The organism is Microbacterium proteolyticum, assembly GCF_014192415.1.
Lineage (GTDB): Bacteria > Actinomycetota > Actinomycetes > Actinomycetales > Microbacteriaceae > Microbacterium > Microbacterium proteolyticum.
Window position 1 is genome coordinate 1,100,407 of sequence record NZ_JACHXY010000001.1, and the last position, 23,125, is coordinate 1,123,531.

Here is a 23,125-nt window from a genome sequence, read left to right on the forward strand (position 1 = left end):
CGGGTCGGCGGGGCACGTCAAGCGGGAATGCGGTCGGGGCCGGGACGGTTCGACCCCTCGCCATGACTTCCGCACCTCCCCTCGCCGACCCGTCCGTACTCGACAACGCCGCCTGGCACTCCCTCGCCGGCCCGCACGCGTCGTTCTCGATCGGCAACGACCTCGTCCGCCGGTATCCCGAGGACGTCGCCCCCTTCGTCGCCGTCCGCACGTGGGACGACCCGGACGCGTGGGACGCGTTGCGTGAACTCGTCGGCCCCGACGCGGAGGTCGGGCTGTCGGGGTACGAGGGCGATCTTCCGGACGGGTGGGAGTTCCTCGGCGGCGGCGAGGGCGTTCAGTTGGTCGAGACCGATCTCCTGCAGCCGCGCCCCTTCGACGAGGCGATCGAGCTCGGCGCCGACGACGTGACCGACATGCTCGCGATCGTCGCGCGCAATCAGCCGGGGCCCTTCCGGCCGCGGACACACGAGCTCGGCCGGTACATCGGCATCCGTCACGAGGGTCGTCTGGTCGCCATGGGGGGAGAACGCCTGCACCCCGCGGGCTGGACCGAGATCAGCGCGGTCGCGGTGGACGTCGACTATCGACGACGTGGGCTCGCCTCGCGCCTCGTGCTCGACATCGCCTTCCACATCCAGCAGCGCGGCGACCGCGCCGTCATGCACGCGGCGTCATCGAACCTCGGAGCCATCGCGGCGTACGAGCGCCTCGGCTTCACCGTGCGTCGGGTCAACCGGTTCACAGCGGTGCGCACTCCGGCGTGAGGCGCGGGCGGCACTCGCCACGGCTCGTCCGGAAGAGCAGGATGAACGCGAGCGCAATCCGTTGACGGCTGCGCGGCGAACACTCTTCGTAGTGCGAAGACGCCACGAAAGGACGACATGCGGCTCACGACCCTTCGACGCTTCGAGCTCGATACCCGCCCCATCCATCCCGAGACGCGCCGGGCGCTCGATCGGCGGTGGGAGGAGCTGCCCGAGCACGCCAAGACACCGGGTCAGCTGCTCGGACGCAGCGCCGTGGGCTGCGAGGGGACGCACGGCGTGTTCCCCAAGTGCAACCTCACCTGCTCGCCCTGCTACCACTCGGCCGACGCCAACAAGGTCCGCATCGACGGCGAGCACACCGTCGACAACGTCACCCGCCAGATGGACTACCTGCGTGCGGTACGCGGACCCCGCGCGCACGCGCAGCTGATCGGCGGTGAGGTGAGCCTCCTCAGCGCTGAGGACCACGCCCGCTCGCTGCTGGCGATGCGCGCGGTCGGGCGCGAGCCGATGTCGATGACGCACGGCGACTTCGACTACGACTACCTACTCGACGTCGTCCTCGATGACGATGGCAAGCCTCGCTTCGACAAGGTGTCGTTCGCGGCGCACTTCGACTCCCTCATGCGCGGACGCCGCGGAGCGGTGCGCCCGCGCAACGAGGCCGAGCTCAATCCGTTCCGCGAGAGATTCGCGCGCATGTTCGTCGACCTCAAGCGCGACCACGGCGTCGACAGCTACCTCGCCCACAACATGACCGTCACCCCCTCGAACGTCGCCGAGGTCGAGCAGGTCACGCGCGACGTCCTCGACATGCCGTTCGACATGATGTCGTTCCAGCCCGCCGCCTTCATCGGCGACGACCGCCGCTGGCGTGAGGACTTCGGCGAGGTCACGATCGACGCGGTGTGGGAACGCATCGAAGCCGGCGCCGGGCAGAAGCTCCCCTGGCAGGCGACGCAGTTCGGCGACCCGCGCTGCAACCGGTCCACCGTCGGCGTCCGCGTCGAGAAGACCTTCGCACCGGTGCTCGACCCCGACGACCCGAAGGACATCGCCGCGCGCGACCGGTTCCTCTCGCACTTCGGCGGCATGATCTTCGGCGGCATCCCCCGCCACGTGCTCGCGGTCAAGGTCGTGCGCGCCCTCGCCGCCCACCCCGGCGACATCCCCCCGCTCATCGGCCTGATGAGTCGGGTCGTTCGACGCGCGGGCGGCGCACGCAAGGTCGTCAAGGCCGCACGCCGCGGCAAAGTGTCGTTCAAGACGTTCGTGATCCACAACTTCATGGACGCCGAGCAGGTGGCACCCGCGTGGAAGCTCATGGAGGAGGGCGTCGTCGCCGACGATCCCCTGCTGCGCGAGACGCAGGAACGCCTCGGCGCCTGCATGTACGCCATGGCCCACCCCGACGACGGCCGCCTCGTGCCCGCGTGCGTGCAGCACTCGGTGCTCGACCCGAAGGAGAACGAGGAGCTGCGCCGCATCCTGCCGCTGCCGACCGTGCGCCCCGGCGCCACCGTGACCGCGCGCCCGTCGGGTCTGACCCCGGTGCGCGAGACGGGGACGCGCACGATCGTCTGAGCGGGATGCCACAGCGCCGGCGCGGTCGACGGCGACGAGCCGCCCCACCGCGAGCTCGCCGGTATCGAAGTCGGCCCACGTGGGCGGCTCGGGCTCGAAGGTCGCGTTACCGGTGGCGATGCCGTCGCGGTAGATCGACTCCACGGAGGGCCAGTCATCCGCCCGCATGGGGCGGATGGTGGGCGGCGTCATCGTCGGAGGGCGTGGGCGGCGGTGTCGAGCGCGTCGGTGACGACGCGGAAGTACGCCCAGCGTCCGCGCTGTTCGCGGGTGGCGAGGCCGGCGTCGACCAGGAGTTTCATGTGGTGAGACACAGTGGGCTGGGAGAGCCCCACCGGCTCGGTCAGGTCGCAGATGCATGCCTCCCCGTCGCGGGATGCCGCGATCAGTGACAGCAGGCGCACCCGCGTGGGGTCCCCCAGCGCCTTGAACGTGCGAGCGATCGCATCTGCCTGTTCTGCCGTCAGCACCGCGGATTCTGCTGACGCGCAGCACGACGCAGTGTCGTTCCTGAGGGGCGGCACCGAGGTGGGCATGAGACGATTCTGCACGTCGTATTGACATTTGTCGATACATCGAAGACTCTCTGTTCATCGACAGACGTCGATGCGAGGAGGAGATCTGATGGTCGATGCATTGCCCGTCATCGTGATCGGCGCCGGCCCCCAGGGCCTCGCCGCCGCCGCCCACCTGACCGAACGGGCCATGCCGGTACTGGTGCTGGAGGCGGGCGCTACGCCCGCGGCCGCGGTGTCCGAATGGGGGTACGTGCGCCTGTTCTCGGACTGGTCCGAACTCATCGACACCGCCAGTGCACGTCTGCTCGAGCCCACAGGATGGAGAGCACCGTCTGCGAGGTATCCGACCGGAGCGCAGTGGGTGGAGAAGTACCTCGCACCTCTTGCGGCCGCGCTGGGAGAGCGCGTCGTCTACAACGCGCGCGTGACGGGAGTGTCGCGGCGGGGGCGTGACCGGCTCGTGGACGCCGGCCGCGGCGATCAGCCCTTCACGGTGCACGTACAGCCTGACGATGGAGAGCCGTACCGCGTGCAGGCGCGCGCCGTCATCGACGCTTCCGGCACCTGGTCGACCCCCAACCCCGCGGGCGCGGATGGCCTGCCCGCCATGGGCGAGCGGGAGACAGCCGATCTGCTCTCGTACCGCATCCCCGACTCTCGCGACCGCGCGGGCTTCGAGGGCACGCACACCGTCGTCATCGGCTCCGGACACTCCGCCGTCACCGCCGTGCTGGCACTCGCACGCATGGCCCGCCGCGACCCGTCAACCACCGTGACGTGGGCGCTGCGTCGAGCAACGGCGGGGAACACCTTCGGAGGCGGCGACGCCGACGAACTCCCCGCGCGCGGAGCGCTGGGGATCAAGGCGAAAGAGGCCGTCGACGCCGGCCTCGTGTCGCTGCTGACCGGGTTCCGGGTCGAGCGCATTGCTCGCGAGAGCGACCGTCCCGTGCTCATCGCGGAAGACGGTCGCACGCTCATCGCTGACCGAGCTGTCGTACTCACAGGGTTCCGGCCCGACCTGTCGTTCCTCTCGGAGCTCCGTCTCGAACTGGACCCGACGCTTCAAGCGCCCGTCCGCGTCGCCGCCGAGGTCGACCCCAACGTTCACTCGTGCGGGTCCGTTGCCGCCACCGGCGCCGCCGACCTCGCCCAGCCCGAGCCCGACTTCTACCTCGTGGGAGCGAAATCCTATGGCCGCGCGCCGACCTTCCTAGCGCTCACCGGGTACGAGCAGGTTCGCAGCGTCGCCGCAGAACTCGCGGGGGACCGGGAGGCGGCACGTCGGGTGGAGCTGCGTCTCCCCGACACGGGCGTGTGCGGTGGCGCGGGTCTGTTCGATGCCTCCGGGGCATCCCTCGGGGGCGCGTGCTGCGCCCCGACCCCGCAGGTTCTGCAGATCGGCCGCGCTCCAGCGGCTGTCTGACTTCCGTGGGAGAGGGGCGGGACGCTGGGGCGTCCCGCCCCTCTTGCGCTCAGCGGCTGAAGAGCGTCGCCTGAATCTTGTCGGAGACGGCTTCGCGCAGCGGGCGCACGGCGTCGGCGTCCCAGGCCTCCGGGTTGGGGAAAGACCATTCCAGGACCTCACCGCGCGGGGTCGACGGCAGGACGAGGCCCGGCTTCATCAACACGACGACGTCCGCGTGCTCGAGGTCGCCGTCCGTGACGGCGCGGGGAACCCGGTCCGTGATGTCCACGCCGAGTTCCGCGACTGTTGCAGCCACGGCGGGGTTGACCTCATCTGCGGGCGCGAGTCCCGCCGAGGTGGCGATGAATCTGTCGCCGGCGAGGTGTTCGAGGAGAGCGGCGCCCAGTTGGGAGCGGCCGGCGTTGTGCTGGCAGATGAACAAGACGGTAGGGGTGCGATCGGTCACGGTCTTCTTTCTCGGGTGGTCAGGAAGCGACGAGTGCCACGGTGCAGTGCGCCAGCCGTCGTGAAGGATGCCGCCCACCGGGTCCCGGTGGCGGTTTCGCGTACCTCGTGGGTCCGCGACCTCGCGTACGTGCACCTGCTCCACGCGCGTGTGGAGAGGGATGGATGCGTCGATGGTCGCCGAGTGCATCACCGGGTGAGGGTGTCGTCCCGTTCAGCGGTCTCCTGCTGTGCATAAGATGCCAGACCATTTACGGCGAGGTAATGCTCGGCGTCGGCGGCGGCCGAGCAGCCGGTGCCCGCAGCGGTGATCGCCTGCCGGTAGCGGTGGTCCACGAGGTCGCCGGCGGCGAAGACTCCGGGAAGGTTCGTCCGGGTGGTGGGCGAGTCGACGCGGACATAGTCGTCGGCGTCGACGTCGACCTGGCCGAGGACGAGATCGGAGCGGGGATCGTGGCCGATCGCGATGAACAGGCCCGTCGCCGCGAGCGCGGATTCCGCGCCGGTCACGATGTTGCGCAGACGGAGTCCAGTGAGGCGGTCGGCGCCGACTGCGTCGATGACCTCGGTGTTCCACAGCACGCGGATCTTCGGGTTGGCGAGGGCTCGGTCTTGCATGATCCTCGACGCGCGCAGGAAGTCCCGGCGGTGGATGAGGGTCACGCTGTCCGCGAAGCGGGTGAGGAACATCGCCTCTTCGAGTGCGGAGTCGCCCCCGCCGACGACGGCGATGTCCTGGCCTTTGAAAAAGAACCCGTCACAGGTGGCACACCAGGAGACTCCGTGGCCGGTGAGGTGCTGCTCGCCGGGGATGCCGAGCTTGCGGTAGGCGGAGCCCATCGCGAGGACGACGGTGTGCGCCTGGAGGGTGGTGCCGTAGCCGGTGGTGATGGTCTTGACGGGGCCGGTGAGTTCGAGAGCGGTGGCGTCGTCGAAGACGATGCGGGCGCCGAAGCGTTCGGCTTGGGCGCGCATGTTCTCCATGAGATCCGGGCCCATGATCCCCGCGGGGAAGCCGGGGAAGTTCTCGACCTCGGTGGTGTTGACGAGAGCGCCGCCGGCTTCGACCGCGCTGGTGAGCACGATCGGTTTCAGGCCGGCGCGGGCGAGGTAGATCGCGGCGGTGTAGCCGGCGGGGCCGGAGCCGACGACGACGACGTTCTCGACACTGCTCATGCGGATGCTCCCTCAGGGGCGACACCGAGCGAGGCGAGCATCGCCTCGACCTTGGCGGTGATCTGGTCGCGGATGACGCGGACGTCCTCGAGTGGAAGGCCGGCCGGGTCGGTGAGATCCCAGTCCTGATAGGTCTTGCCGGGGTAGATCGGGCAGGCGTCTCCGCAGCCCATCGTGACGACGATGTCCGCGGCCTGAACCACGTCATCGGTGAGGGGCTTGGGGAACGCTTCGCCCACATCGAGGCCCAGCTCGGTGATCGCCTCGACCACGGACGGGTTGAGTTCCGCGGCCGGCATCGATCCGGCGGAGCGGACGTGGACGCGCCCGCCGGAGAGGGCTGCGGTGATGACGGCGGCCATCTGAGAGCGGCCGGCGTTCTGCTCGCAGACGAACAGAACCTCGGGCACGTCGTGCGCATACTCGCCCTTCGCTTGGGCGAGGGCGGTGAGGCGGTCGGTCGCGAAGCGGGCGGTCTGGCCGGCGAGGTGCGCCTTGACCTTCGAGGTTCGCAGCAAGCCCGTGTACGACTCGAGCACGTAGCGTTCGACCGTTTCGGTGGCGAAGATCCCCGTGAACCTGTGGCTGAGTTCGTCAGCGAGCCGCGCCAGGTACGCCTCCGGGTAGACCAGGCCGGGTAGCTCGCGACGGGCGCTGAAATCGACCATCATCAGGCCTTCGCGGGCAGCAGCTCGGCGAGCAACGCCTCGACGCGAGCCTTGATGTCGTCACGGATGGGGCGCACCTCATCGAGGGACTTGCCCTTGGGGTCGGTGAGCGCCCAGTCTTCGTAGCGCTTGCCGGGGAAGATCGGGCAGACGTCGCCGCAGCCCATCGTGATGACGGCATCCGACTCGCGCACCTGGTCGGTGGTCATCAGCGTGGGAACGGCCTGCGAGATGTCGATCCCCTCCTCCGCCATCGCCGCGATCGCCATCGGGTTGATCTGATCGCCGGGCTCGGAGCCGCCGGAGAGCACCTCGACGGCGCCGCCGGACAGGGCGCGCATGTAGCCGGCGGCCATCTGGGAGCGTCCCGCGTTGTGGATGCAGACGAACAGGACGGTGGGTTTGTCGGTCATGAGCGTTCCTTCCTCGAACACTCAAAACCATAGACGTATATCTATGGGATTGGCCAGCGCCCGCCGAGGTCGTTCACGCCGCGTTCAGGTTGAGGCGGTCGAGCAGATCGCGCACGCGCCTGTCGATGTCGTCGCGGATCTCGCGCACGCGCGACAGGGGCAGGCCCACCGGGTCCTCCAGGTCCCAGTCGAGGTAGCTGCGGCCCGGGTAGATCGGGCAGGCGTCTCCGCACCCCATCGTGATCACGACATCGGAGGCGCGGACCACCTCATCGGTCAGCGGCTTGGGATATTCCCCGGCGATCGGCACCCCGATCTCATCCAGCGCCGTGATGATGACCGCACGCACCGCGTCGGCGGGCTCCGATCCTGCGGTGCGCACGCGCACCCGGTCGCCGGCGAGGTGGCGCAGGATCGCCGCAGCGAGCTGGGAGCGGCCGGCGTTCTGTACGCACACGAAGAGGACATCGGGGATGCCGCTCCCCCCGGCGGAGTCCGTACCGACGCGCAGCGCGTCGAGGCGGTCGACAGCGAAGCGCGACGTCACCGAGGGCAAGAGCCGTGGCGGGTGCCCACGTTCGGCCAGGAGCTCATGGCTCTCCCGCACGTATCGCTCGACGGTCTCGGAGGAGAAGGTTCCGGCGAACCGGGTCGAGAGGTCGCCGACGATCCGCTCGAGGACGTCACCGTCGACGGAAGCGGCGTCAGGCGGAGGGCGCAGATAGTCGCTCACCCGGTCGAGTTGACCGGGTGCGATCGAGTACCAGACGTTTCGACCCTCCGGTTCTCGCACCAGGAGGCCTCCCGCCGCGAGGGCGCGCACGTGGTGACTCACGGTGGGTTGGCGCAACTCCAGCGCGTCCGCCATCTTGCCGACGAGTTGGCGCCCGTCCGGGCTGGCGAGGATCATCGACGCGATGCGCGCCCGGGTGGGATCCGCCAGCAGGCGCAGGGCACTGGTCGAACCGACGGCATCCATAGATGCGAGTCTATGCGACGCGGAAGGTGTGACCCCCATCTCTTTCCCCGCGACGAACCCGCATCACCCCGCGCCGCTCGTCTGCGCCGGTGCGGGGACGTCAGCCCGCGACGACGTGCGCGAGGGCCTCTGGCACCGCCACGGCCACCTCGTCGCCGGGGCCCAGGGGCGACACCGAGGGGATCTCGGCGTACAGCGTGAGCGCACCCGCGCGGATCACCACCTCGCTGCGCGCGCCCACCGGCCGCCGCGCCTGCACCGTGCCGACCGCGCGGAGCGGGTCGGCATCCGTCACCTCGCCGACCCGCACGTCTTCGTGACGGAACACCAGCGTCGCGGGCCCGTCGGCGACGCCGGGTGCCGCGGCCGCGCCGAGCGCGCTGCGGTGGATGCCGTCGCGCACCTCGCCCACGACGGCATTGCGCCCACCCATGAGCTCGGCCGCGCGCAGGCTCCCGGGCTTCCGATACGCGTCGGCGACGGTTCCCTCGTGCAGCAGACGACCGTTCTCGACGAGCGCGATACGGTCGGCCACGCGCGCGGCCTCGTCGCGGTCGTGCGTGACGAGGAGGATCGTCGGCGACACGTCGGCGCGCACGGCCTCGAGCAGATCGTGCATATCGGCGCGCAGCGCCGGGTCCAGCGCGCTGAACGGCTCGTCGAGCAGCAGCACGGCGGGCTCCGCGGCGAGGGCCCGCGCGATCGCGACGCGCTGCTCCTGGCCGCCCGACAGCTCCCCCACCCGCCGGGAGCCGTAGCCGGCGAGGCGGACGGTGTCGAGATAGCGTTCCGCGCGATCGCGGGCGCGGGTCTTCGGCATCCCCGACACCCGGTCCGAGAACGCGACGTTGTCGAGCACGGAGAGGTGCGGGAAGAGCAGGGAGCGCTGGAAGACCATTCCCACCCCCCGTCGTTCGGCCGCGATCGCGGCGACGTCACGCCCTCCGATCGAGACCGACCCGCGGTCGGGTGTCTCCAGTCCTGCGATGACGCGCAGGAGCGTGGACTTGCCCGACCCGCTCGGGCCGAGCACCGCCGTGCACGTGCCCGCCGCGACCGTCAACGACAGGTCGTCGAGGGCGGGGGCCGCCGACGCGGCGAAGGTCTTGGACAGGCCTGAGAGGGCCAGGTCGGCGCTCACGCGACCACCTCTTTCTCGGGGATGCCGCGCGCGCCGGCGCGGCGACGACGGCCGAGGGCGAGGACGGCGGCCAGCAGTATCACGGGCGGGGCGACCGCCGAGAGCGACATGAGCGCGACCGCGGCGTCATTGCCCAGACCGGCCGCGGCGGAGGCGACCACGAGCGGCAGGGTCACGACCTCTCCGCCGCCCACGATCAGGGTGACGATGTAGTCGCTCCAGGCGACGAGGAACGCCAGGAAGGCGGCGCGCGCGAGCGCCGGCGCGATGAGGGGCAGCTGCACGCGGCGGAGCACCTGCAGACGCCCGGCACCCAGGAGGCGTGCCTCTTCTTCGTACGACCGGTCGTAGGCGCCATAGGCGGTACGCATGACGAACGCCGTATACGGCAGCGCCATCACCGTGAGCACCATCGCCACCCCCACGATGGGTGGCACGTGGGCGCGCAGCAACACGACGTTGACCCCGAGCACCGCGGCGAACGGCGGCAGCGCCACGGGGGCCAACAACAGCACCGACACGAGGCGAGCGCCAGGGACCGCACCGAACGTCAGCGCGCGAGCCGCGAGCGCTCCGATGACGGTCGCGGCGACGGCGACGACGAGCCCGAGTACGAGGGAACGCCCCAGCGCCGGGAGGGCGCCGAAAGCGATGGCCGCCTCCACCGAGCGGCCGCCGAACGCGGCGGGGAGCGGGTCGGGAAAGGTCCAGCTCTCGGCGAACGACCACAGCACGAGGGGAAGAAGCGGAAGGGCGAACCACACCATCAGCGCCACCGCGACGACACGGCGCACCACGCGCCCGGCGCCGTGGGAGCGCGTGAGGGTGCTCTGCGGGGCGCTCACCGCCACGACGCCGTCCGTCGAAGGGCGGCGAAGGTCGCGGCCACGACCGCGAGGGCGATCACGCAAGTGACCAGCGCCACCGCAGCCGCCTCCGGCCGGGAGTCGAGCGAGACACCCTGGAACAGGCGCACCGCGAGCACGGGCAGAGGCTCGGGGGACGTGCGGCCGAGCAGCCACAGCACCTCGTACGAGCCGAGGGCGTAGACGAAGCTGATCGCCGCACCGATCAGGATCGTGGGCGCGGTCAGCGGCAGCAGCACGTGGCGGAACCGCTGCGCCCGGCCCGCGCCGAGCAATGCCGCGGTCTCGTCGTAAGTCTGGATGCGGGTGGCGAGGGTCCCGGTGACGATGAGCGCGATGAACGCCGATTCCTTCCATGCCAGCTCGACGATCGCCGCGCCCCACAGGGGCCCGCCGACCCACGGCGCCCACGCCTCGGACGCGATGCCGAGAAGACGCGGCAGCACGCCGGCGTCCGAGAGCAGGAGCCCCACGGTCGCGGCGGCGATCAGGTGCGGGATCGTGACGGTGACGGTACCGAGCACCGCGACGACGCGCGCGCTGCGCGTGCGCGAGACGATGACCACCGCCGCGATCGTGCCGACGACCACCGCGACGGCCGTGGCCGCGGCGGCGACGCCGAGCGACACCGCGACCGCGGCCCCCACCTCGCCCGGGCGAGCCGTGAAGGCCCCGATCCCGGGCCGCACGGGGCCGACCACCGGCAGCAACCCGAACGCCTGCAGCACCGTCGCGCCCACGCCGCCACCCAACACCACGAGAGCGAGCGCGACGGCCGGCAGCACCAGCAGCGCTCCGCGCAGCCGCTCGCGGGTGGAGCCGGAGCGGCGGGCGACGGGTGACCAGGTCACCGCGACAGGACGTTCTGCCGCCACCCGTCGTCGAGCGCGGGAACCCACTCGGCGGCGAGCTCGCCGTGCGCGTTGCGCGAGAGCTCGTCGTAGGGCGGCACCACCGGAGAGTCCGGCAGGGCATCGAACAGCGCGCGGTCCTCGGGCGGGAGGGCGGCGAGGTCGAGCACGGGGAACTGCCCCCACACACCGGGCTCCGCCTTCTTCGCCTGCTGCTCGACCGAGAGGGCGACGTTCGCCACGACCATCGCGCCCGCCGCGGCATCGGAATTGACCGGCAGCCCGAGGAAACTGGCGTTGCCGACCGTGCCGTCGTCGAGCGTGAGCACGCGGGTCTCGGCCGGATAGGTCCCGTCGGCGACCAGGCCGGTCAGCGTGGCGGGACCGTACGTCATGGTCATGTCGACCTGGCGGTCGGCGAACAGCTGGCCGAGCTCGGTCTCGTTCGCCGGGTAGGTGTCGCCTGCGCGCCACAAGCTCGGCGCGAGGGCGTCGAGGCGCTCCCACAGGGCGGGCGCGAGCTCGTCGTACGCCTCCTGCGAGAACGCCGTCGGCACCTCATCGGAGCCGCCCGATACGCTCGCCAGCGCCTCGCGCACGAACACCGACCCGGTGAAGTCGGGCGGCGCGGGGTAGGTGAAGCGTCCCGGGTTCGCTTCGGCCCAGTCGAGCACGCCGGCCAGTGTCGTGGGCGGATCGGCGATCGCCTCGGCGTTGTAGGCGAGGGTGAACTGCGCCTTGTGCCACGGCGCCTCGCACCCGTCGACGGGAGTGCCGAAATCGGACTGCAGCAGCGGATCGTCGGCGGAGGTGCTCGTCATCGACGGCAGCAGGCTCGTCCAGCCGCAGCGCCAGGCACCGGCCTCCTTGCCCGTGCGGAAATTGTCGCCGTTGACCCACACGAGGTCGACGCTGCCGTCGTCGCGGCCCGCCTGCAGCTCGGTGAAGACGCGGTTGAGCGCGTCGCGCGTGTCGGTCACCGGCACGCGCTCCAGCGTCACGCCGTACGCGGCGACCGCGGGGGCGAGGATGTCGTCGACGTACGCGTTCCCCTGGTCGTCTCCGCCGTACATCCACAGCTGCACCGTCTGTCCGTCGGCCGCCGCGAGCACGGCATCCCAGTCGGCGAACTCCCCCGCGTCGGGTGTCGCGGGGGCCGCGCACCCCGCGAGGGCGAAAAGGGAGGAGGTCGCGACAACCGTCAGGGCGGTGACACGACGTCGGCGTCGAAGGGGGGACATGGGGCTCCTCGTCGGGACCGGCGACCGGAGATCGCATGCGGACTTAGGGTATGGGGAAGCGGAGGGGAATCGATGGAGCCGAACGACAACGCCGTGCCCGTGCGCGGTGCGGATCGCCGCCCCCTTCTCCGATTGATGCTTCTCGGTCTCTTCGTCGCCGTCGTCGCAACGGTTGGCTTCGTCTTCGTGCCGCACGACGTCGAGCAGATCCGCGCCTGGTCGAGCGCGGCCGGACTCGGCGGCGCCGTGCTGTTCACGCTGCTGTACGCGGCGCTCACCCTGAGCCCGGCCCCGAAGAACGTCCTCGGCGTGGCCGCCGGTCTGGTCTGGGGTTTCCCGGTGGCATTCGCGATGGTCTACGTCGGCGCGCTGCTGGGGGCGGCGGCATCGTTCGTCATCGGCCGGGCGCTCGGACGCGAGGCGGTCGAGCACTACACCGGCGCACGGGTGGCCCGGTTGGACGCCGCGATCGGGCGCCGCGGGCTCGTCGCCGTGCTGGGGGCGCGGCTGATCCCCGTGATCCCCTTCACCCTCATCAACTACGGTGCGGGGCTGACGGCGGTGCGCCGGCGCGACTACGCCATCGGAACCGCCGTCGGAATCGTCCCCGGATCGGCCGCCTACGTCGCCCTCGGCGCGTTCGGATGGGAGCTCGGCGCGGGCTTCTGGATCGCGGTGGCCGCGGTCGGTGTACTGCTGGTGGGTGGGCTGGTCGCGGGGGCGGTCGTCCGCCGTCGGCGGGGCGCGGAGGCGTCCGATGCCTGATCGCGACACGGGGATGCCGGTGACGAGCGCCCGCGCCGGGATCTCCGGTGATTGACCGCGCGATGCGCGCAGCCCTCGCGCGGCCGCTCGACCGCGCCGCGGCGGCCCTCGATCGCCCGGGGATCACGCCCGACCGTCTCACCGTCGCGGGGCTCGTCCTCGCCCTGGGGGCGGCCGGAGCGGCCGCAGCCCAGTGGTGGGCCGTCGCGGTCGCACTCTGGCTCGTGTCGCGTATCGCCGACGGACTCGACGGCACGCTGGCACGGCGACGACGGGCGAGAGGCCGGGGCGGCGAGAGCGAGGCCGGCGGGTTCCTCGACATCACGGCGGACTTCATCGCGTACGGTACCGGTGTCTTCGGCGTGGCGTGGGGCGCGAGCGCGGCCTACGACGCCCCCTGGTGGCCGTTCCTCCTCGTGCTGGTGGCCTACTACGTCAACGGCACCGCCTTCTTGGCGTTCTCGTCGATCGCCGAGCGCACCGGGCGCCGCATCGATGACGGGCGCTCGCTGTCGTTCCTCGGACGCATCGCCGAGGGTACCGAGACGATCGCCGTGCACGCGCTCTGGTTGATCCTGCCCTTCTGGGCCTGGCAGATCGCCCTCGTGTGGGCCGTTTTCGTGGGCGTGAGCGCGGTGCAGCGCGTGGTCGCGGGGTATCGCCTGTTGCGCTGAGCCGGGCGCGTTCGGTCGTCGACGGCGCGTGATCCGCGCGAGCCCCGTCCCGCTCAGCGCCGACGACGGCGCAGTCGGCGCAGCAGCCGGATCGCCGCGGCGATCACGCCCCGGTGCAGCGCGCTCTGCGCGTCGCGCACCGCGGCGTTCCACGCGGCGTCCGAGTATGTCGGATACGCGTGGATCACTCCCGCGAGGCCGCTCACCGTCAGACCCCGCGACACCGCGGTCGACATCTCGCCGAGCGACTCCCCCGCGCGCGGTCCGACGATCGTCGCCCCGACGACCCTTCCCTTCCGGTCGACGACGAGTCGGGTGAATCCTGCGGTCCGGTTCTCGGCGATCGCGCGGTCGAGGTGAGCGTGCGCCGTCTCGACCACGCGCAGGCCCGAGGCGGCGGCATCCGCCGACGAGGCGCCCACCGCCGCGACCTCGGGAGAGGTGAAGGTCACCCGCGGCACGTCGTCGAGGCGGACGCGCCGCGACAGCCCGAGCACGGCGTTGGTCGCCGCGACGCTGCCGAACATGCCGGCCGTGTGCGTGAACCGGGGAAGGGGCGTCGTATCTCCCGCCGCCCGGATCCGCGGGTTGCTCGTGGCGAGGGTCCGATCGACGGCGACCGCCCCGGAGGACTCGGTGCGGACGCCCGCGGCATCCAGTCCCAGCCCCGTCGTGTCGACACGGCGACCGAGCGCAGCCAACACGCGGTCTGCCGTCACGGTCGTGCCGTCGCTCAGGCGCGCGAGCGTCGCCGCGTCCCGCGTAAGGGCGCTCTCGAGGGTGGTGCGCAGCCGCACGTCGACACCGTCGGCGCGAAGGGCGTCGAGAATCAGAGCGCTCGCATCGGGGTCTTCCTTGGGCAGCAGGCGGTCGCCGCGATGCACGAGCGTGACCTCGCTGCCCAGCCGCGCGAACGCCTGCGCCATCTCGCACCCGATCGCCCCGCCGCCCAGCACCAGTAAGCGCGCGGGGAGTTCGTCGAGGTCCCACAGCGTCTCGTTCGTGAGCACGGCACCGGTGTCGGCCCCCGCCGGGAGCACGGGCGAGCTCCCCGTGGCGATCAGAGCGTCGCGGAAGGGGATGCCGACCCCCTCGACGACGACCGATCGCGCAGAGTCGAAGCGCGCCCGGCCCCGCAGCGTGTAGACGCCGCTCGCCGCGAGGGTGTCGGGCGAGTCGACCGGCTCGATCTCGGCGATCGCGCGTCTGACGTGCGCCATGACCGCGGGGAAATCCACACGTACCGGTCCCGCGTGGATGCCGAGACGGCGGGCGCCGCGCGCGTCCTCGGCCGCGTCGGCGGCCGCGATCAGCGCCTTCGACGGGACGCAGCCGGTGAACAGGCACTCGCCGCCGAAGTCCCTCGCCTCGACGAGCAGCACCCGCGCCCCCAGCGCGGCCGCGGTGCGCGCACCGACCAGACCCGCACTCCCGGCCCCGATGACGACGAGATCCCAGGTGAGGCGACCGGCCTCGGTGGGGGTGAGCGTGCGGGCGCGGCGCCCCGGCGGAGTGGTCATTCCCGAAGCCTAAGGTGGTCGCAGAGGGGGTGGCACGATGGCGACGCTGATGCGCAGGTACGGCGCGGGTGCACGGTGGTACGACGTGCTCTCGGGCGAGAAGTGGGTCTATCGCGCGGGCCGAGAGGCCGGCATCCGTCTGCTGCGCCCCCGACGCGGCGACACCGTCATCGACCTCGGGTGCGGCACGGGGCTGAACTTCTCCGGTCTGCTCGCCGCGGTCGGGCCCGAGGGGCGCGTGATCGGCATCGATCGCAGTGTCGACATGCTGGCCGTGGCCCGCCGCCGCGTCGAGGCGATGGGGTGGCACGACTGCGTGCGGCTGGTGCCGGCCGACGCCGCAACCCTCGATCCCGGTGACGTGGTCGCGCTCACCGGCGGGCGAGGCGCGGATGCCGTGTTCTCGACGTATGCGCTCAGTGTCATGCCCGCGCGCGAGGAAGCGTGGCGGCGCGTCCGCGCCGCCGTGCGCCCGGGCGGCCGCGCCGGGATCGTCGACATGCAGCGCCCGCACGGCCGTTGGCGCGCGCTCGAGCCGCTCGCGCTGCTGGCGTGCGCCACCGGCGGCGCCGACATCGACGCCCATCCCTGGCGGCTGCTCGAGCGCGACGCCGTCGACCCGGGCGCGGTCGAGCGCGCCGAGCGCAAGGGCGGCCATCTCGTGGCGGTCGCCGCCGACCTCGGTGCCGCCATCACCCGCTGACCCCGCCCTCCCCGGCCCGGTTCGGAGCCGGGCGTCCGGATCGGCCGTGCGGAACTCCGGAGGAACGGCGGCACCGGTCGCCCGAACCTGAAATCGCCCCCGCGGAGGCCGGATCCCCGGAGTTCGGTAGGCGGTGCGCCCGATCCCCTCCCGCCGCGGCGCGCCCACCGCCGCCGGGTCAGCGCACGCGCCGCGCGACCTCCGCGAGCGCCTCGGCGAACGACTCCTCGGCGCCCTCGCGACCGCCCGACAGGTTGACGCCGACGACGCCGGGGAGTGCGAGCATCTCCTCGGCGAGCGCGACGGAGAGGGCGATCCCCTCGGCCCGTGGATCGCGCGCGTCGCGGATGCGACCGAGAAACCCCTCGGGCAGCACGAGAGTGGTGAACGACTCCAGCAGGTCGGCCGAGGCCTCGTCGACGACGACGGGGATGCACGGGATGAACCGGATGCCGTCGCCCACCTCGTCGATGAACCGGCGCACGGGCGCCGCGCCGCCGGCGTGGTTGACGAAGCAGACGTCGGCACCGGCGCGCAGCTTCTCGCGCAGGCGCGCCGCGCGTCGCTCGACGGGAGGAGCAGCCGGCGATGCCGCGACCGAGACGACGTGACCCGCCGCGCGCGCCAGGGCCGTCGCCTCGGTGGAGTCGAGGTCGAAGACGGCGGCGGCGTCGGGGCGGTCCCCCTTTCGGGTGTGATCACCGGTCACGCAGTGCACCCCGGCCACTCCCTCGACGGCGAGAGCTTCGAGCTCGCCCTCGATCGCGACGCGGTTGCGGTCGCGCATGTTCACGCCGCTCCAGACGCGCAGCCCCCGCCGCTGCAGTAGGTGCGCGCGGTACGCGGGAGGGAACTGCACCCGAGCGCTTCCCGCGTCGCCGGCGAGCACGGCATCCACCTCTCCCGACAACACGGCGGCGCACGCGTCGATGGATGCCACGCTCAACGCCCGCGCGGGAAGGTCCGCCACCACCCACGCTCGCGTGCCGAGAGCGGCGAGGGTGCCGGCTGCGGCATCCGTGCGCGGCGACGGCGGCACGATGGTCTCGCGGTCCACACCCGTCCACGGCACCGTCGGGCGGTGCAGGAATGCGCAGCGGTGGGCGGGGTCGATCTCGCACGAGCCGTCGAAGCCCACACCGCCGCACGGGCCGTACTCCATGTGCTTGGGGCACACGTCGATGAGGGGCAGCAGGGTCATGACCGGAGTGTAGGGAGCACGTGTTTCGACCGATGTTCATGGCGGCAACATTGTGGAAACGAGCACTCCTTACGCTCGGCGGTACCCGCAGCCTCTCGGAGGTCACCATGATCACAGCCGGAACGTCGTTCGGTTCCGACGTCGACGACATCGACGCGCTCGTCGACGACCCTCTCGCACTACTGGTGCGCTGGCTCCCCGCGCACGACAGCGAGCTCCGCCCGCTCGCCGCGCTCTCGACCATCGGTCGCGACGGCATCCCCTCCCTCCGGCACGTGCTCGTGAGCGATCAAGATCCCACCGGTCTGTACTTTCACACCGACTCCGCCAGCGAGAAGGTCGCCGAGATCGCCGCGAACCCCGTCGCCGCCCTGTCGGTGGCCTGGCCCGAGCTGGGTCGGCAGCTGGTGGTGCGGGGCATCGTCGAGCGCGTGAGCAACGCCTCCGCGGCCGAGACCTACCGCCGGCGGTCGCGGTACCTGCAGCTGCTGGCGTGGCTGAACACGAACGACAACGCCCGCCTGCCGGCGTACGACCGCCGGCACCTGTGGGCCGAGTTCGACGAGGCGCACCCGACGCTCGATCCTCCGGAGCGATGGGCCGGGTTCCGCGTCCGCCCCCTGACGCTGACGTTCTGGCGCGGCGATCTGCTCGGTCAGAGCGTCCGACAGCAGTACACGCTCACCGACGGCCGGTGGTCGGGACGGATCCTGGCGGGCTGACGCATGGACATCACCACTGTCACCTCGTTCCGCTCCGCCCGCACGCGCGACGACCTCACCCTCGGCCCCGGCGAGGTCGTCATCGCCGGGGGGACCTGGCTCATGAGCGAGCCGCAGCCCGGCACGACGGGCTTCGTCGACCTCACGACGTTGGGCTGGCCCGACATCGAGATCACGGCCGAGGGCCTGCGCATCGGCGCGACCTGCACGATCGCGCGCCTGCTCGCCTGGGCCGAGCGCGACGCACCCGCCGCCTGGACCTCTCTCGCACTCGCCCGTCCCTCCGCCGACGCGCTGCTGGCGTCCTTCAAGATCTGGAACACCGCCACCGTCGGCGGAAACGTCTGCCAGGCCTTCGCCGCGGGGGCGATGATCGCGCTGCTCTCGACCCTGGATGCCACGGCGCTGATCTGGACGCCCGACGGCGGCGAGCGCGTGATCGCGGTGGCCGACCTCGTGATCGACAACGCCGCGACCTCGCTCGCGCCGGGCGAAGTGGTGCGCGCCCTCGACATCCCGGCCCATGCCCTCGGCGCCCGCGTCGGCCTGCACAAGATCGCCCTGGCCGAGCTCGGCCGATCGGGCGCGGTCGTCACCGCCCGGGTCGACCCCGACGGATCCGCCGTATTCGTGGTGACCGCGGCGGTGCGCCGGCCCCGGGTCCTCCGCTTCGGGCGCATCCCCGGGGCGGGCGAGCTGCGAGATGCCGTGGCCAGCGCCACCGACTTCTACACCGACCCGCTGGGCAGCGCCGACTGGCGTCGCGGCGTGAGCGTGGTGCTCGCAGAGCGGGTGCGCCAGGGTCTGGCGCGTGACCTGCAGGAGGGCGCCGCGTGAGCATCGGTCTCGTCACCCCGGCCGATGACGCGCCGATCTCCGGAGGAATCACGATCGCGTACCCCGTTGCGCCCCTCAGCCCGACCCGCCACGACACGATCACCGGAGAACGGCCCGCCGGGCGCCCCGACGTTCTCCGTCGAGGAGCCCGCACGTGAGATTCGAGATCAACGGCATCCCCGTCGACGCGGAGCCGAGGCCGGGCCAGAGCGCGCGCACGCTCCTGCGCGAGACGGGCCATGTCGAGGTGAAGAAGGGATGCGACGCGGGCGACTGCGGCGCGTGCTCGGTGCTGCTGGACGGCGATCCGACGCACTCCTGCATCATTCCGGCCATGCGCCTCGAAGGACGCGCGATCACCACCGCGGCGGGACTCGCCCCGGGCGACGAGCTGCATCCCGTGCAGGAGGCCCTGGCGACCGGGTTCGGTTTCCAGTGCGGCTTCTGCTCGCCGGGGATGAGCGTGACCGCGTCGACGCTGAGCCCCGCCGACCTCGATGATCTCGACCGGCGTATGAAGGGCAACCTCTGCCGCTGCACGGGTTACCGCCCGATCCGCGAGGCCATCCGCGAGTCCGTGCTGGGGCCGGTGCGCGAGACCGGGGCGGGCTGCCACCCCGGCGCGGCGGCCGGCGGCACGGGGTCGTCCGGATGTCCGACCCCCATCCCGACCGGCGCACCATCCGCCCCGGGAGCGCACTGCGGCCCCGGCGATCCTGCAGATGGACCACCCACCGGCCTGGTCGGCACCTCGGCCGTGCCCGAGGCCGCCCGGCGCATCGTCCAGGGCCGCGAGCCGTTCACCTTCGACGAACCCGTGCCCGGCGGCCCGCCCCTCGTGCTGCGGGTGGTGGTCTCGCCTCACGCACACGCCCGCGTGCGTGCGATCCACACCGCGGCCGCCCTCGCCGTACCGGGGGTCGTCGCGGTCTTCACCCACCACGACGTGCCCGACCTGCGGTACTCGACGGGCCGCCATGAGCATCGCACTGACGATCCCGACGACACGCGCATGCTCGACGACGTCGTGCGCCACGTCGGTCAGCGCGTGGTCGCGGTGGTCGCCGAAACGGCGGAAGCGGCGGATGCCGGATGCCGCGCGGTCGTCGTCGACTACGACGTGCTGCCCGCCGTGTTCGACCCCGAAGAGGCCCGCCGCCCGGGCGCCCCGCTGCTGCACCCCGACCGCACGCCCGCGGAACGGGTCATGGCAGCCGGGCGCAACGTCGTCGCCGGCTTCCACACCGGTCACGGCGGCGACGTCGACGCGGCGCTCGCGGAGAGCCACACCACCGTCACCGGCGAGTGGCGGTCGTCGCGCGTCACCCACGCGGCCCTCGAGACGCATGGCGCCGTGGGGTGGCTCGACGACGACGGGCGTCTCGTCATCCGATCGTCCACGCAGGTGCCCTTCCTCGCGCGCGACGAGCTCGCCCACATCTTCGGCCTCGAGCGCGATCGCGTCCGCGTGTTCGCCACGCGGGTCGGCGGGGGCTTCGGCGGCAAGCAGGAGCTGTTCACCGAAGACCTCACGGCGCTGGCCGTGCTGAAACTCGGACGCCCGGTGGCGTACGAGTTCTCGCGAACCGACCAGTTCGTCCGAGCGTCGCTGCGGCATCCGATGCGGGTGCGCGTGACCCTCGGATCGGATGCCGGGGGCACCCTCACCGCGATGAAGATCGACGTGCTCAGCGACACCGGCGCGTACGGCAATCACGCGATCGGAGTGCTGTTCCACTCGTGCGCCGAATCGACCACGCTGTACCGGGTGCCGGTGAAGTGGATCGACGCCGAGGCGGTCTACACGAACAACCCGCCGTCGGGGGCGTTCCGCGGCTACGGGCTCGGACAGGTGGTGTTCGCCGTCGAGTCGGCGCTCGACGCCCTCGCCGTGGAGCTGGACATCGACCCGTTCGATCTCCGCCGCATCAACGCCGTGCGCGAGGGCGACCCGCTGCACCCCGACGACGACAAGTACGAGGAAGACCTGATCTGGGGCAGTTACGGCCTCGACCAGTGCCTCGACCTCGCCGAGGGCGCCCTGCGTCGCGGCAACGGTGTCGACGCCCCCGACGGCTGGCTCGTCGGCGAGGGGATGGCAGCGTCCATGATCGCCACCATGGCGCCCCGGGGCCACATCGCGCACACCACCGCGACCCTGCGTCCCGACGGCACCTACCTGCTGCGGGTGGGCACGGCCGAGTTCGGCAACGGCACCTCGACCGTGCACCGGCAGATCGCCGCGACCGTGCTGGACGCCCCCCTCGACCGTCTCGAACTGTGGGCCGCCGACACCGACGCGGTGCGGCACGACACGGGTGCCTTCGCCTCCGCCGGCACCGTCGTGGCCGGCAAGGCGCTCTTCGGCGCCTGCACGGCCTTGCGACGACGGATGGTCGAGATCGCGACGGAATTGGCGGGAGGCGATGCCGCGGGGGGCAGGGCATCCGTGGCAGGCGGGGGCGCGGCATCCGTGGCCGGCGGCGGCGCAGGGGGCGCGGCATCCGGCGCCGGAAGCCTCGGCGCGGAGCTCGTGGCATCCGGAGTGCGCGTGGGAGACGAGATCGTGACGTGGGAGCGGATCATCGCCGCGGCCCCCGCCGGGTATCAGACCATCGACGGGCTGACCGCAGACGGCGCGGAATTCGGCGACTATCGCTCGCTCGCGTTCAACGTTCACGCGGCGCGTGTGGCCGTCGATCCCGAGACGGGCACGGTGAAGGTGCTCCAGTCGATCCAGTCCGCCGATGCCGGCGTCGTCATCAATCCGGCGCAGTGCCGCGGTCAGGTCGAGGGCGGCGTGGCCCAGGGCCTCGGCGGGGCGCTGTACGAGGAGGTGTACGTCGAGGACGGGGTGGTGCAGAACCCGGTGTTCCGCACGTACCGCGTGCCCCAGTTCGCCGACGTGCCCGACACCGAGGTGTACTTCGCGGAGACCGACGACACGCTGGGTCCGTTCGGCGCGAAGTCGATGAGCGAGTCGCCCTACAACCCGGTGGGAGCGGCGATCGGCAACGCCGTGTCGCGGGCTCTCGGGCGCCGGGGGTACGAGCTGCCGTTCTCGCGGGATCGCGTGTGGAGGTTGGCCGGCGGGGAGTGAGGCCTTCGCGCGGGCGAGACCGCGTGCACACGGTGACGGCGGGGGCGGCGAGGTGGGGCGGGGGCGGCGGCCTCGAGCAGTTCGGGGCCGGGGCTCGACGAGTTTGAGGCGGGGGCTCGACCAGTTCGGGGCGGGCTCGACGAGGGCGGGGCGGGCTCGACGACTTCGGGGCGCGTTTCGCGCGTTGGGGCGGGCAGTATCCGCCCCAACGCGCCATCTCCGCCCCAATGCTGATGCGCTCCCCCGACGCCCGCCGCACCCAGCTCGCCGCACTCTCCCTGCGGCAGCAAGTCCACGGCATCCCGCTGGCCCCGGCGCACCACCCACGGCCGCCAGGCCCGGTTCGGGGCACGTCTTGTGCACTGGGGCGACCGCAACCCGCCCCGCTGCACAATCCCCGCCCCAACACGCGGGCCCGCTCGCACGACCGCCGGATCCGGATTCGGGGCACGATCTGCGCACCGGGGCGACCGCAACCCGCCCCGCTGCACAATCCCCGCCCCAACACGCGGGCCCGCTCGCACGACCGCCGGATCCCGGTTCGGGGCACGTTTTGTGCACCGGGGCGACCGCAACCCGCCCCGCTGCACAATCCCCGCCCCAACACGCGGCGCGCCTCCCCGCAGCCGCGGGTCGCCGCAACCCGGCCCGCGGTCAGAGCGGCGTCGCGCCGCCCCGCACCACGATGCCGCCGGATGCCGGGACCTCGACCTGCAGCACGCTCGGCCGACCGATGTGCCGCCCCTGCCGCACGGTGAAACCGAAGGGAGCGGGAACGCCGACGCGGTCACGCAGATACGCCCCCAGCGCGGCTGCGGCGGAGCCCGTGGCGGGGTCTTCGGTGATGCCTCCGACGGGGAAGAGGTTTCGGGCCTCGACGACGAGGCCGTCGGCGACGCCGCCCGCGACGTGCACCACGATGACGGTGCCCTTCCATCCGCGTTCGTCGAGGAGTTCCCGCATCGCGCCGGGATCGAAGGTGAACGTGTCGAACACCTCCCGCGCGGTCACGGCGACGACCGGATGCAGGTTGCCGGCGAAGGACTGCGCCAGCGGCATCCGCTCGTCGAGGGCGTCGTGGGTCAGGCCCATCAAGCCGAGCAGGCGGTCGGCCACCTCGGGCTCCAGGTCGATGATCCGCGGCTCGACGCTGGTGAAACCGGCGCCCATGGCACCCCCGGCGTCGCGCTCGGCGACCACGTCGACCGCGCCCGCGGCGGTGTCGAAGACGTAGCTGCCGGCGCCCTCGATCTCGGCGAGCGCGACCGCTGTCGCGATGGTGGCGTGTCCGCAGAAGGGCACCTCGTCGTCGGGCGAGAAGTACCGCACGGCGACGCGATCGCCTTCGCGCGCGGTCACGAACGCCGTCTCGGGGTGGCCGAGGTCAGCCGCGATGCGCTGCATCTGCGCGTCGTCGAGGGTCGTGGCATCCAGGACGACGCCCGCGGGGTTGCCACCTCCGGGTTCGGCGGCGAAGGCGAGCAGCTGCAGGATGCCGGGTGTGTCGGTCATTCCACGATTCT

General features: G+C 72.1%; 23 protein-coding genes. 10 read left to right on the forward strand and 13 right to left on the reverse strand.

Translation table 11 applies throughout. From position 1 onward, the window contains the following. The first annotated feature begins 62 nt into the window (after window positions 1-62). On the forward strand, window positions 63-767 hold the full coding sequence (locus FHS07_RS05105; RefSeq protein ID WP_183418772.1) for a GNAT family N-acetyltransferase: 705 nt from the start codon (window positions 63-65) through the stop codon (window positions 765-767). A gap of 117 nt (window positions 768-884) precedes the next feature. After that, window positions 885-2,354, forward strand: a complete 1,470-nt coding sequence (locus FHS07_RS05110) for a radical SAM domain-containing protein (protein WP_183418773.1) — start codon at window positions 885-887, stop codon at window positions 2,352-2,354. A 188-nt stretch (window positions 2,355-2,542) separates the two neighbouring features. Here the strand turns inward: FHS07_RS05110 and FHS07_RS05115 are convergent, their stop codons facing one another. Beyond that, complete coding sequence (locus FHS07_RS05115) at window positions 2,543-2,890, reverse strand: ArsR/SmtB family transcription factor (protein ID WP_183418774.1); 348 nt, start codon at window positions 2,888-2,890, stop codon at window positions 2,543-2,545. 88 nt (window positions 2,891-2,978) lie between these two features. Here FHS07_RS05115 and FHS07_RS05120 point away from each other — a divergent pair, with 88 nt between their 5' ends. Beyond that, window positions 2,979-4,298, forward strand: coding sequence for an NAD(P)-binding domain-containing protein (locus FHS07_RS05120; RefSeq protein WP_183418775.1), 1,320 nt, complete (start codon window positions 2,979-2,981; stop codon window positions 4,296-4,298). A 49-nt stretch (window positions 4,299-4,347) separates the two neighbouring features. Here FHS07_RS05120 and FHS07_RS05125 read toward each other — a convergent pair whose 3' ends face one another. The 9 genes from FHS07_RS05125 to FHS07_RS05165 form a co-directional block, all read right to left on the reverse strand. Next, window positions 4,348-4,746, reverse strand: a complete 399-nt coding sequence (locus FHS07_RS05125) for an arsenate reductase/protein-tyrosine-phosphatase family protein (protein WP_183418776.1) — start codon at window positions 4,744-4,746, stop codon at window positions 4,348-4,350. Between the two features lie 188 nt (window positions 4,747-4,934). Continuing rightward, window positions 4,935-5,921: a thioredoxin-disulfide reductase gene (gene trxB, locus FHS07_RS05130; RefSeq protein ID WP_183418777.1), complete on the reverse strand. Its 987-nt coding sequence runs from the start codon at window positions 5,919-5,921 to the stop codon at window positions 4,935-4,937. After that, window positions 5,918-6,589: an arsenate reductase ArsC gene (locus FHS07_RS05135; protein WP_183418778.1), complete on the reverse strand. Its 672-nt coding sequence runs from the start codon at window positions 6,587-6,589 to the stop codon at window positions 5,918-5,920. The genes trxB and FHS07_RS05135 overlap by 4 nt, the downstream gene beginning before the upstream one ends. A 2-nt stretch (window positions 6,590-6,591) precedes the next feature. Further along, window positions 6,592-7,002, reverse strand: coding sequence for an arsenate reductase ArsC (locus FHS07_RS05140; RefSeq protein ID WP_183418779.1), 411 nt, complete (start codon window positions 7,000-7,002; stop codon window positions 6,592-6,594). A gap of 73 nt (window positions 7,003-7,075) precedes the next feature. Beyond that, complete coding sequence (locus FHS07_RS05145; RefSeq protein WP_183418780.1) at window positions 7,076-7,981, reverse strand: metalloregulator ArsR/SmtB family transcription factor; 906 nt, start codon at window positions 7,979-7,981, stop codon at window positions 7,076-7,078. A 100-nt stretch (window positions 7,982-8,081) separates the two neighbouring features. Next, window positions 8,082-9,122 (reverse strand): ATP-binding cassette domain-containing protein, encoded by a 1,041-nt coding sequence (locus FHS07_RS05150; RefSeq protein WP_183418781.1) that lies wholly within the window; start codon window positions 9,120-9,122, stop codon window positions 8,082-8,084. Further along, on the reverse strand, window positions 9,119-9,967 hold the full coding sequence (locus FHS07_RS05155) for an ABC transporter permease (RefSeq protein WP_343054607.1): 849 nt from the start codon (window positions 9,965-9,967) through the stop codon (window positions 9,119-9,121). The genes FHS07_RS05150 and FHS07_RS05155 overlap by 4 nt, the downstream gene beginning before the upstream one ends. Next, window positions 9,964-10,839, reverse strand: a complete 876-nt coding sequence (locus tag FHS07_RS05160; RefSeq protein ID WP_343054608.1) for an ABC transporter permease subunit — start codon at window positions 10,837-10,839, stop codon at window positions 9,964-9,966. The genes FHS07_RS05155 and FHS07_RS05160 overlap by 4 nt, the downstream gene beginning before the upstream one ends. Further along, on the reverse strand, window positions 10,836-12,080 hold the full coding sequence (locus FHS07_RS05165) for an ABC transporter substrate-binding protein (protein ID WP_183418782.1): 1,245 nt from the start codon (window positions 12,078-12,080) through the stop codon (window positions 10,836-10,838). Before FHS07_RS05165 ends, FHS07_RS05160 begins: the two co-directional genes overlap by 4 nt. A 72-nt stretch (window positions 12,081-12,152) precedes the next feature. Here FHS07_RS05165 and FHS07_RS05170 point away from each other — a divergent pair, with 72 nt between their 5' ends. Both FHS07_RS05170 and FHS07_RS05175 read left to right on the forward strand, forming a co-directional pair. Continuing rightward, window positions 12,153-12,845, forward strand: a complete 693-nt coding sequence (locus FHS07_RS05170) for a TVP38/TMEM64 family protein (RefSeq protein ID WP_183418783.1) — start codon at window positions 12,153-12,155, stop codon at window positions 12,843-12,845. A gap of 47 nt (window positions 12,846-12,892) precedes the next feature. Continuing rightward, window positions 12,893-13,519, forward strand: coding sequence for a CDP-alcohol phosphatidyltransferase family protein (locus FHS07_RS05175; RefSeq protein ID WP_183418784.1), 627 nt, complete (start codon window positions 12,893-12,895; stop codon window positions 13,517-13,519). 53 nt (window positions 13,520-13,572) lie between these two features. Here the strand turns inward: FHS07_RS05175 and FHS07_RS05180 are convergent, their stop codons facing one another. Next, window positions 13,573-15,039, reverse strand: a complete 1,467-nt coding sequence (locus tag FHS07_RS05180) for a dihydrolipoyl dehydrogenase family protein (protein WP_183418785.1) — start codon at window positions 15,037-15,039, stop codon at window positions 13,573-13,575. A 37-nt stretch (window positions 15,040-15,076) separates the two neighbouring features. Between FHS07_RS05180 and FHS07_RS05185 the strand changes: the two genes are divergently transcribed. Beyond that, window positions 15,077-15,742 carry a class I SAM-dependent methyltransferase gene (locus tag FHS07_RS05185; protein ID WP_246383112.1) on the forward strand — a complete coding sequence of 222 codons (666 nt, stop codon included), beginning with the start codon at window positions 15,077-15,079 and terminating at the stop codon, window positions 15,740-15,742. Window positions 15,743-15,920: 178 nt separating this feature from the next. Here FHS07_RS05185 and FHS07_RS05190 read toward each other — a convergent pair whose 3' ends face one another. Then, on the reverse strand, window positions 15,921-16,943 hold the full coding sequence (locus FHS07_RS05190) for a methylenetetrahydrofolate reductase C-terminal domain-containing protein (protein WP_183418786.1): 1,023 nt from the start codon (window positions 16,941-16,943) through the stop codon (window positions 15,921-15,923). 107 nt (window positions 16,944-17,050) lie between these two features. Between FHS07_RS05190 and FHS07_RS05195 the strand changes: the two genes are divergently transcribed. The 4 genes from FHS07_RS05195 to FHS07_RS05210 are packed head-to-tail and all read left to right on the forward strand — an operon-like array spanning window position 17,051 to window position 21,602. Further along, window positions 17,051-17,665: a pyridoxine/pyridoxamine 5'-phosphate oxidase gene (locus FHS07_RS05195; protein ID WP_183418787.1), complete on the forward strand. Its 615-nt coding sequence runs from the start codon at window positions 17,051-17,053 to the stop codon at window positions 17,663-17,665. Window positions 17,666-17,668: 3 nt separating this feature from the next. Then, window positions 17,669-18,502, forward strand: a complete 834-nt coding sequence (locus tag FHS07_RS05200) for an FAD binding domain-containing protein (protein WP_183418788.1) — start codon at window positions 17,669-17,671, stop codon at window positions 18,500-18,502. Continuing rightward, on the forward strand, window positions 18,499-18,660 hold the full coding sequence (locus tag FHS07_RS05205; RefSeq protein ID WP_183418789.1) for a hypothetical protein: 162 nt from the start codon (window positions 18,499-18,501) through the stop codon (window positions 18,658-18,660). The genes FHS07_RS05200 and FHS07_RS05205 overlap by 4 nt, the downstream gene beginning before the upstream one ends. Next, window positions 18,657-21,602, forward strand: coding sequence for a molybdopterin cofactor-binding domain-containing protein (locus tag FHS07_RS05210; RefSeq protein WP_183418790.1), 2,946 nt, complete (start codon window positions 18,657-18,659; stop codon window positions 21,600-21,602). Before FHS07_RS05205 ends, FHS07_RS05210 begins: the two co-directional genes overlap by 4 nt. Before the next feature lie 654 nt (window positions 21,603-22,256). Here the strand turns inward: FHS07_RS05210 and FHS07_RS05215 are convergent. Beyond that, entirely contained in the window at window positions 22,257-23,114 is an 858-nt protein-coding gene (locus FHS07_RS05215) for a PhzF family phenazine biosynthesis protein (protein ID WP_183418791.1), read from the reverse strand. Window positions 23,115-23,125: the final 11 nt, after the last annotated feature.

Coding starts and splice junctions, on each gene's coding strand:
- FHS07_RS05105 (WP_183418772.1), top strand. CDS start 63: ATGACTTCCGCACCTCCCCTCGCCGACCCGTCCGTACTCGACAACGCC.
- FHS07_RS05110 (WP_183418773.1), top strand. CDS start 885: ATGCGGCTCACGACCCTTCGACGCTTCGAGCTCGATACCCGCCCCATC.
- FHS07_RS05115 (WP_183418774.1), bottom strand. CDS start 2,890: ATGCCCACCTCGGTGCCGCCCCTCAGGAACGACACTGCGTCGTGCTGC.
- FHS07_RS05120 (WP_183418775.1), top strand. CDS start 2,979: ATGGTCGATGCATTGCCCGTCATCGTGATCGGCGCCGGCCCCCAGGGC.
- trxB (WP_183418777.1), bottom strand. CDS start 5,921: ATGAGCAGTGTCGAGAACGTCGTCGTCGTCGGCTCCGGCCCCGCCGGC.
- FHS07_RS05135 (WP_183418778.1), bottom strand. CDS start 6,589: ATGGTCGATTTCAGCGCCCGTCGCGAGCTACCCGGCCTGGTCTACCCG.
- FHS07_RS05140 (WP_183418779.1), bottom strand. CDS start 7,002: ATGACCGACAAACCCACCGTCCTGTTCGTCTGCATCCACAACGCGGGA.
- FHS07_RS05145 (WP_183418780.1), bottom strand. CDS start 7,981: ATGGATGCCGTCGGTTCGACCAGTGCCCTGCGCCTGCTGGCGGATCCC.
- FHS07_RS05165 (WP_183418782.1), bottom strand. CDS start 12,080: ATGTCCCCCCTTCGACGCCGACGTCGTGTCACCGCCCTGACGGTTGTC.
- FHS07_RS05170 (WP_183418783.1), top strand. CDS start 12,153: ATGGAGCCGAACGACAACGCCGTGCCCGTGCGCGGTGCGGATCGCCGC.
- FHS07_RS05180 (WP_183418785.1), bottom strand. CDS start 15,039: ATGACCACTCCGCCGGGGCGCCGCGCCCGCACGCTCACCCCCACCGAG.
- FHS07_RS05185 (WP_246383112.1), top strand. CDS start 15,077: ATGGCGACGCTGATGCGCAGGTACGGCGCGGGTGCACGGTGGTACGAC.
- FHS07_RS05190 (WP_183418786.1), bottom strand. CDS start 16,943: ATGACCCTGCTGCCCCTCATCGACGTGTGCCCCAAGCACATGGAGTAC.
- FHS07_RS05195 (WP_183418787.1), top strand. CDS start 17,051: ATGATCACAGCCGGAACGTCGTTCGGTTCCGACGTCGACGACATCGAC.
- FHS07_RS05200 (WP_183418788.1), top strand. CDS start 17,669: ATGGACATCACCACTGTCACCTCGTTCCGCTCCGCCCGCACGCGCGAC.
- FHS07_RS05215 (WP_183418791.1), bottom strand. CDS start 23,114: ATGACCGACACACCCGGCATCCTGCAGCTGCTCGCCTTCGCCGCCGAA.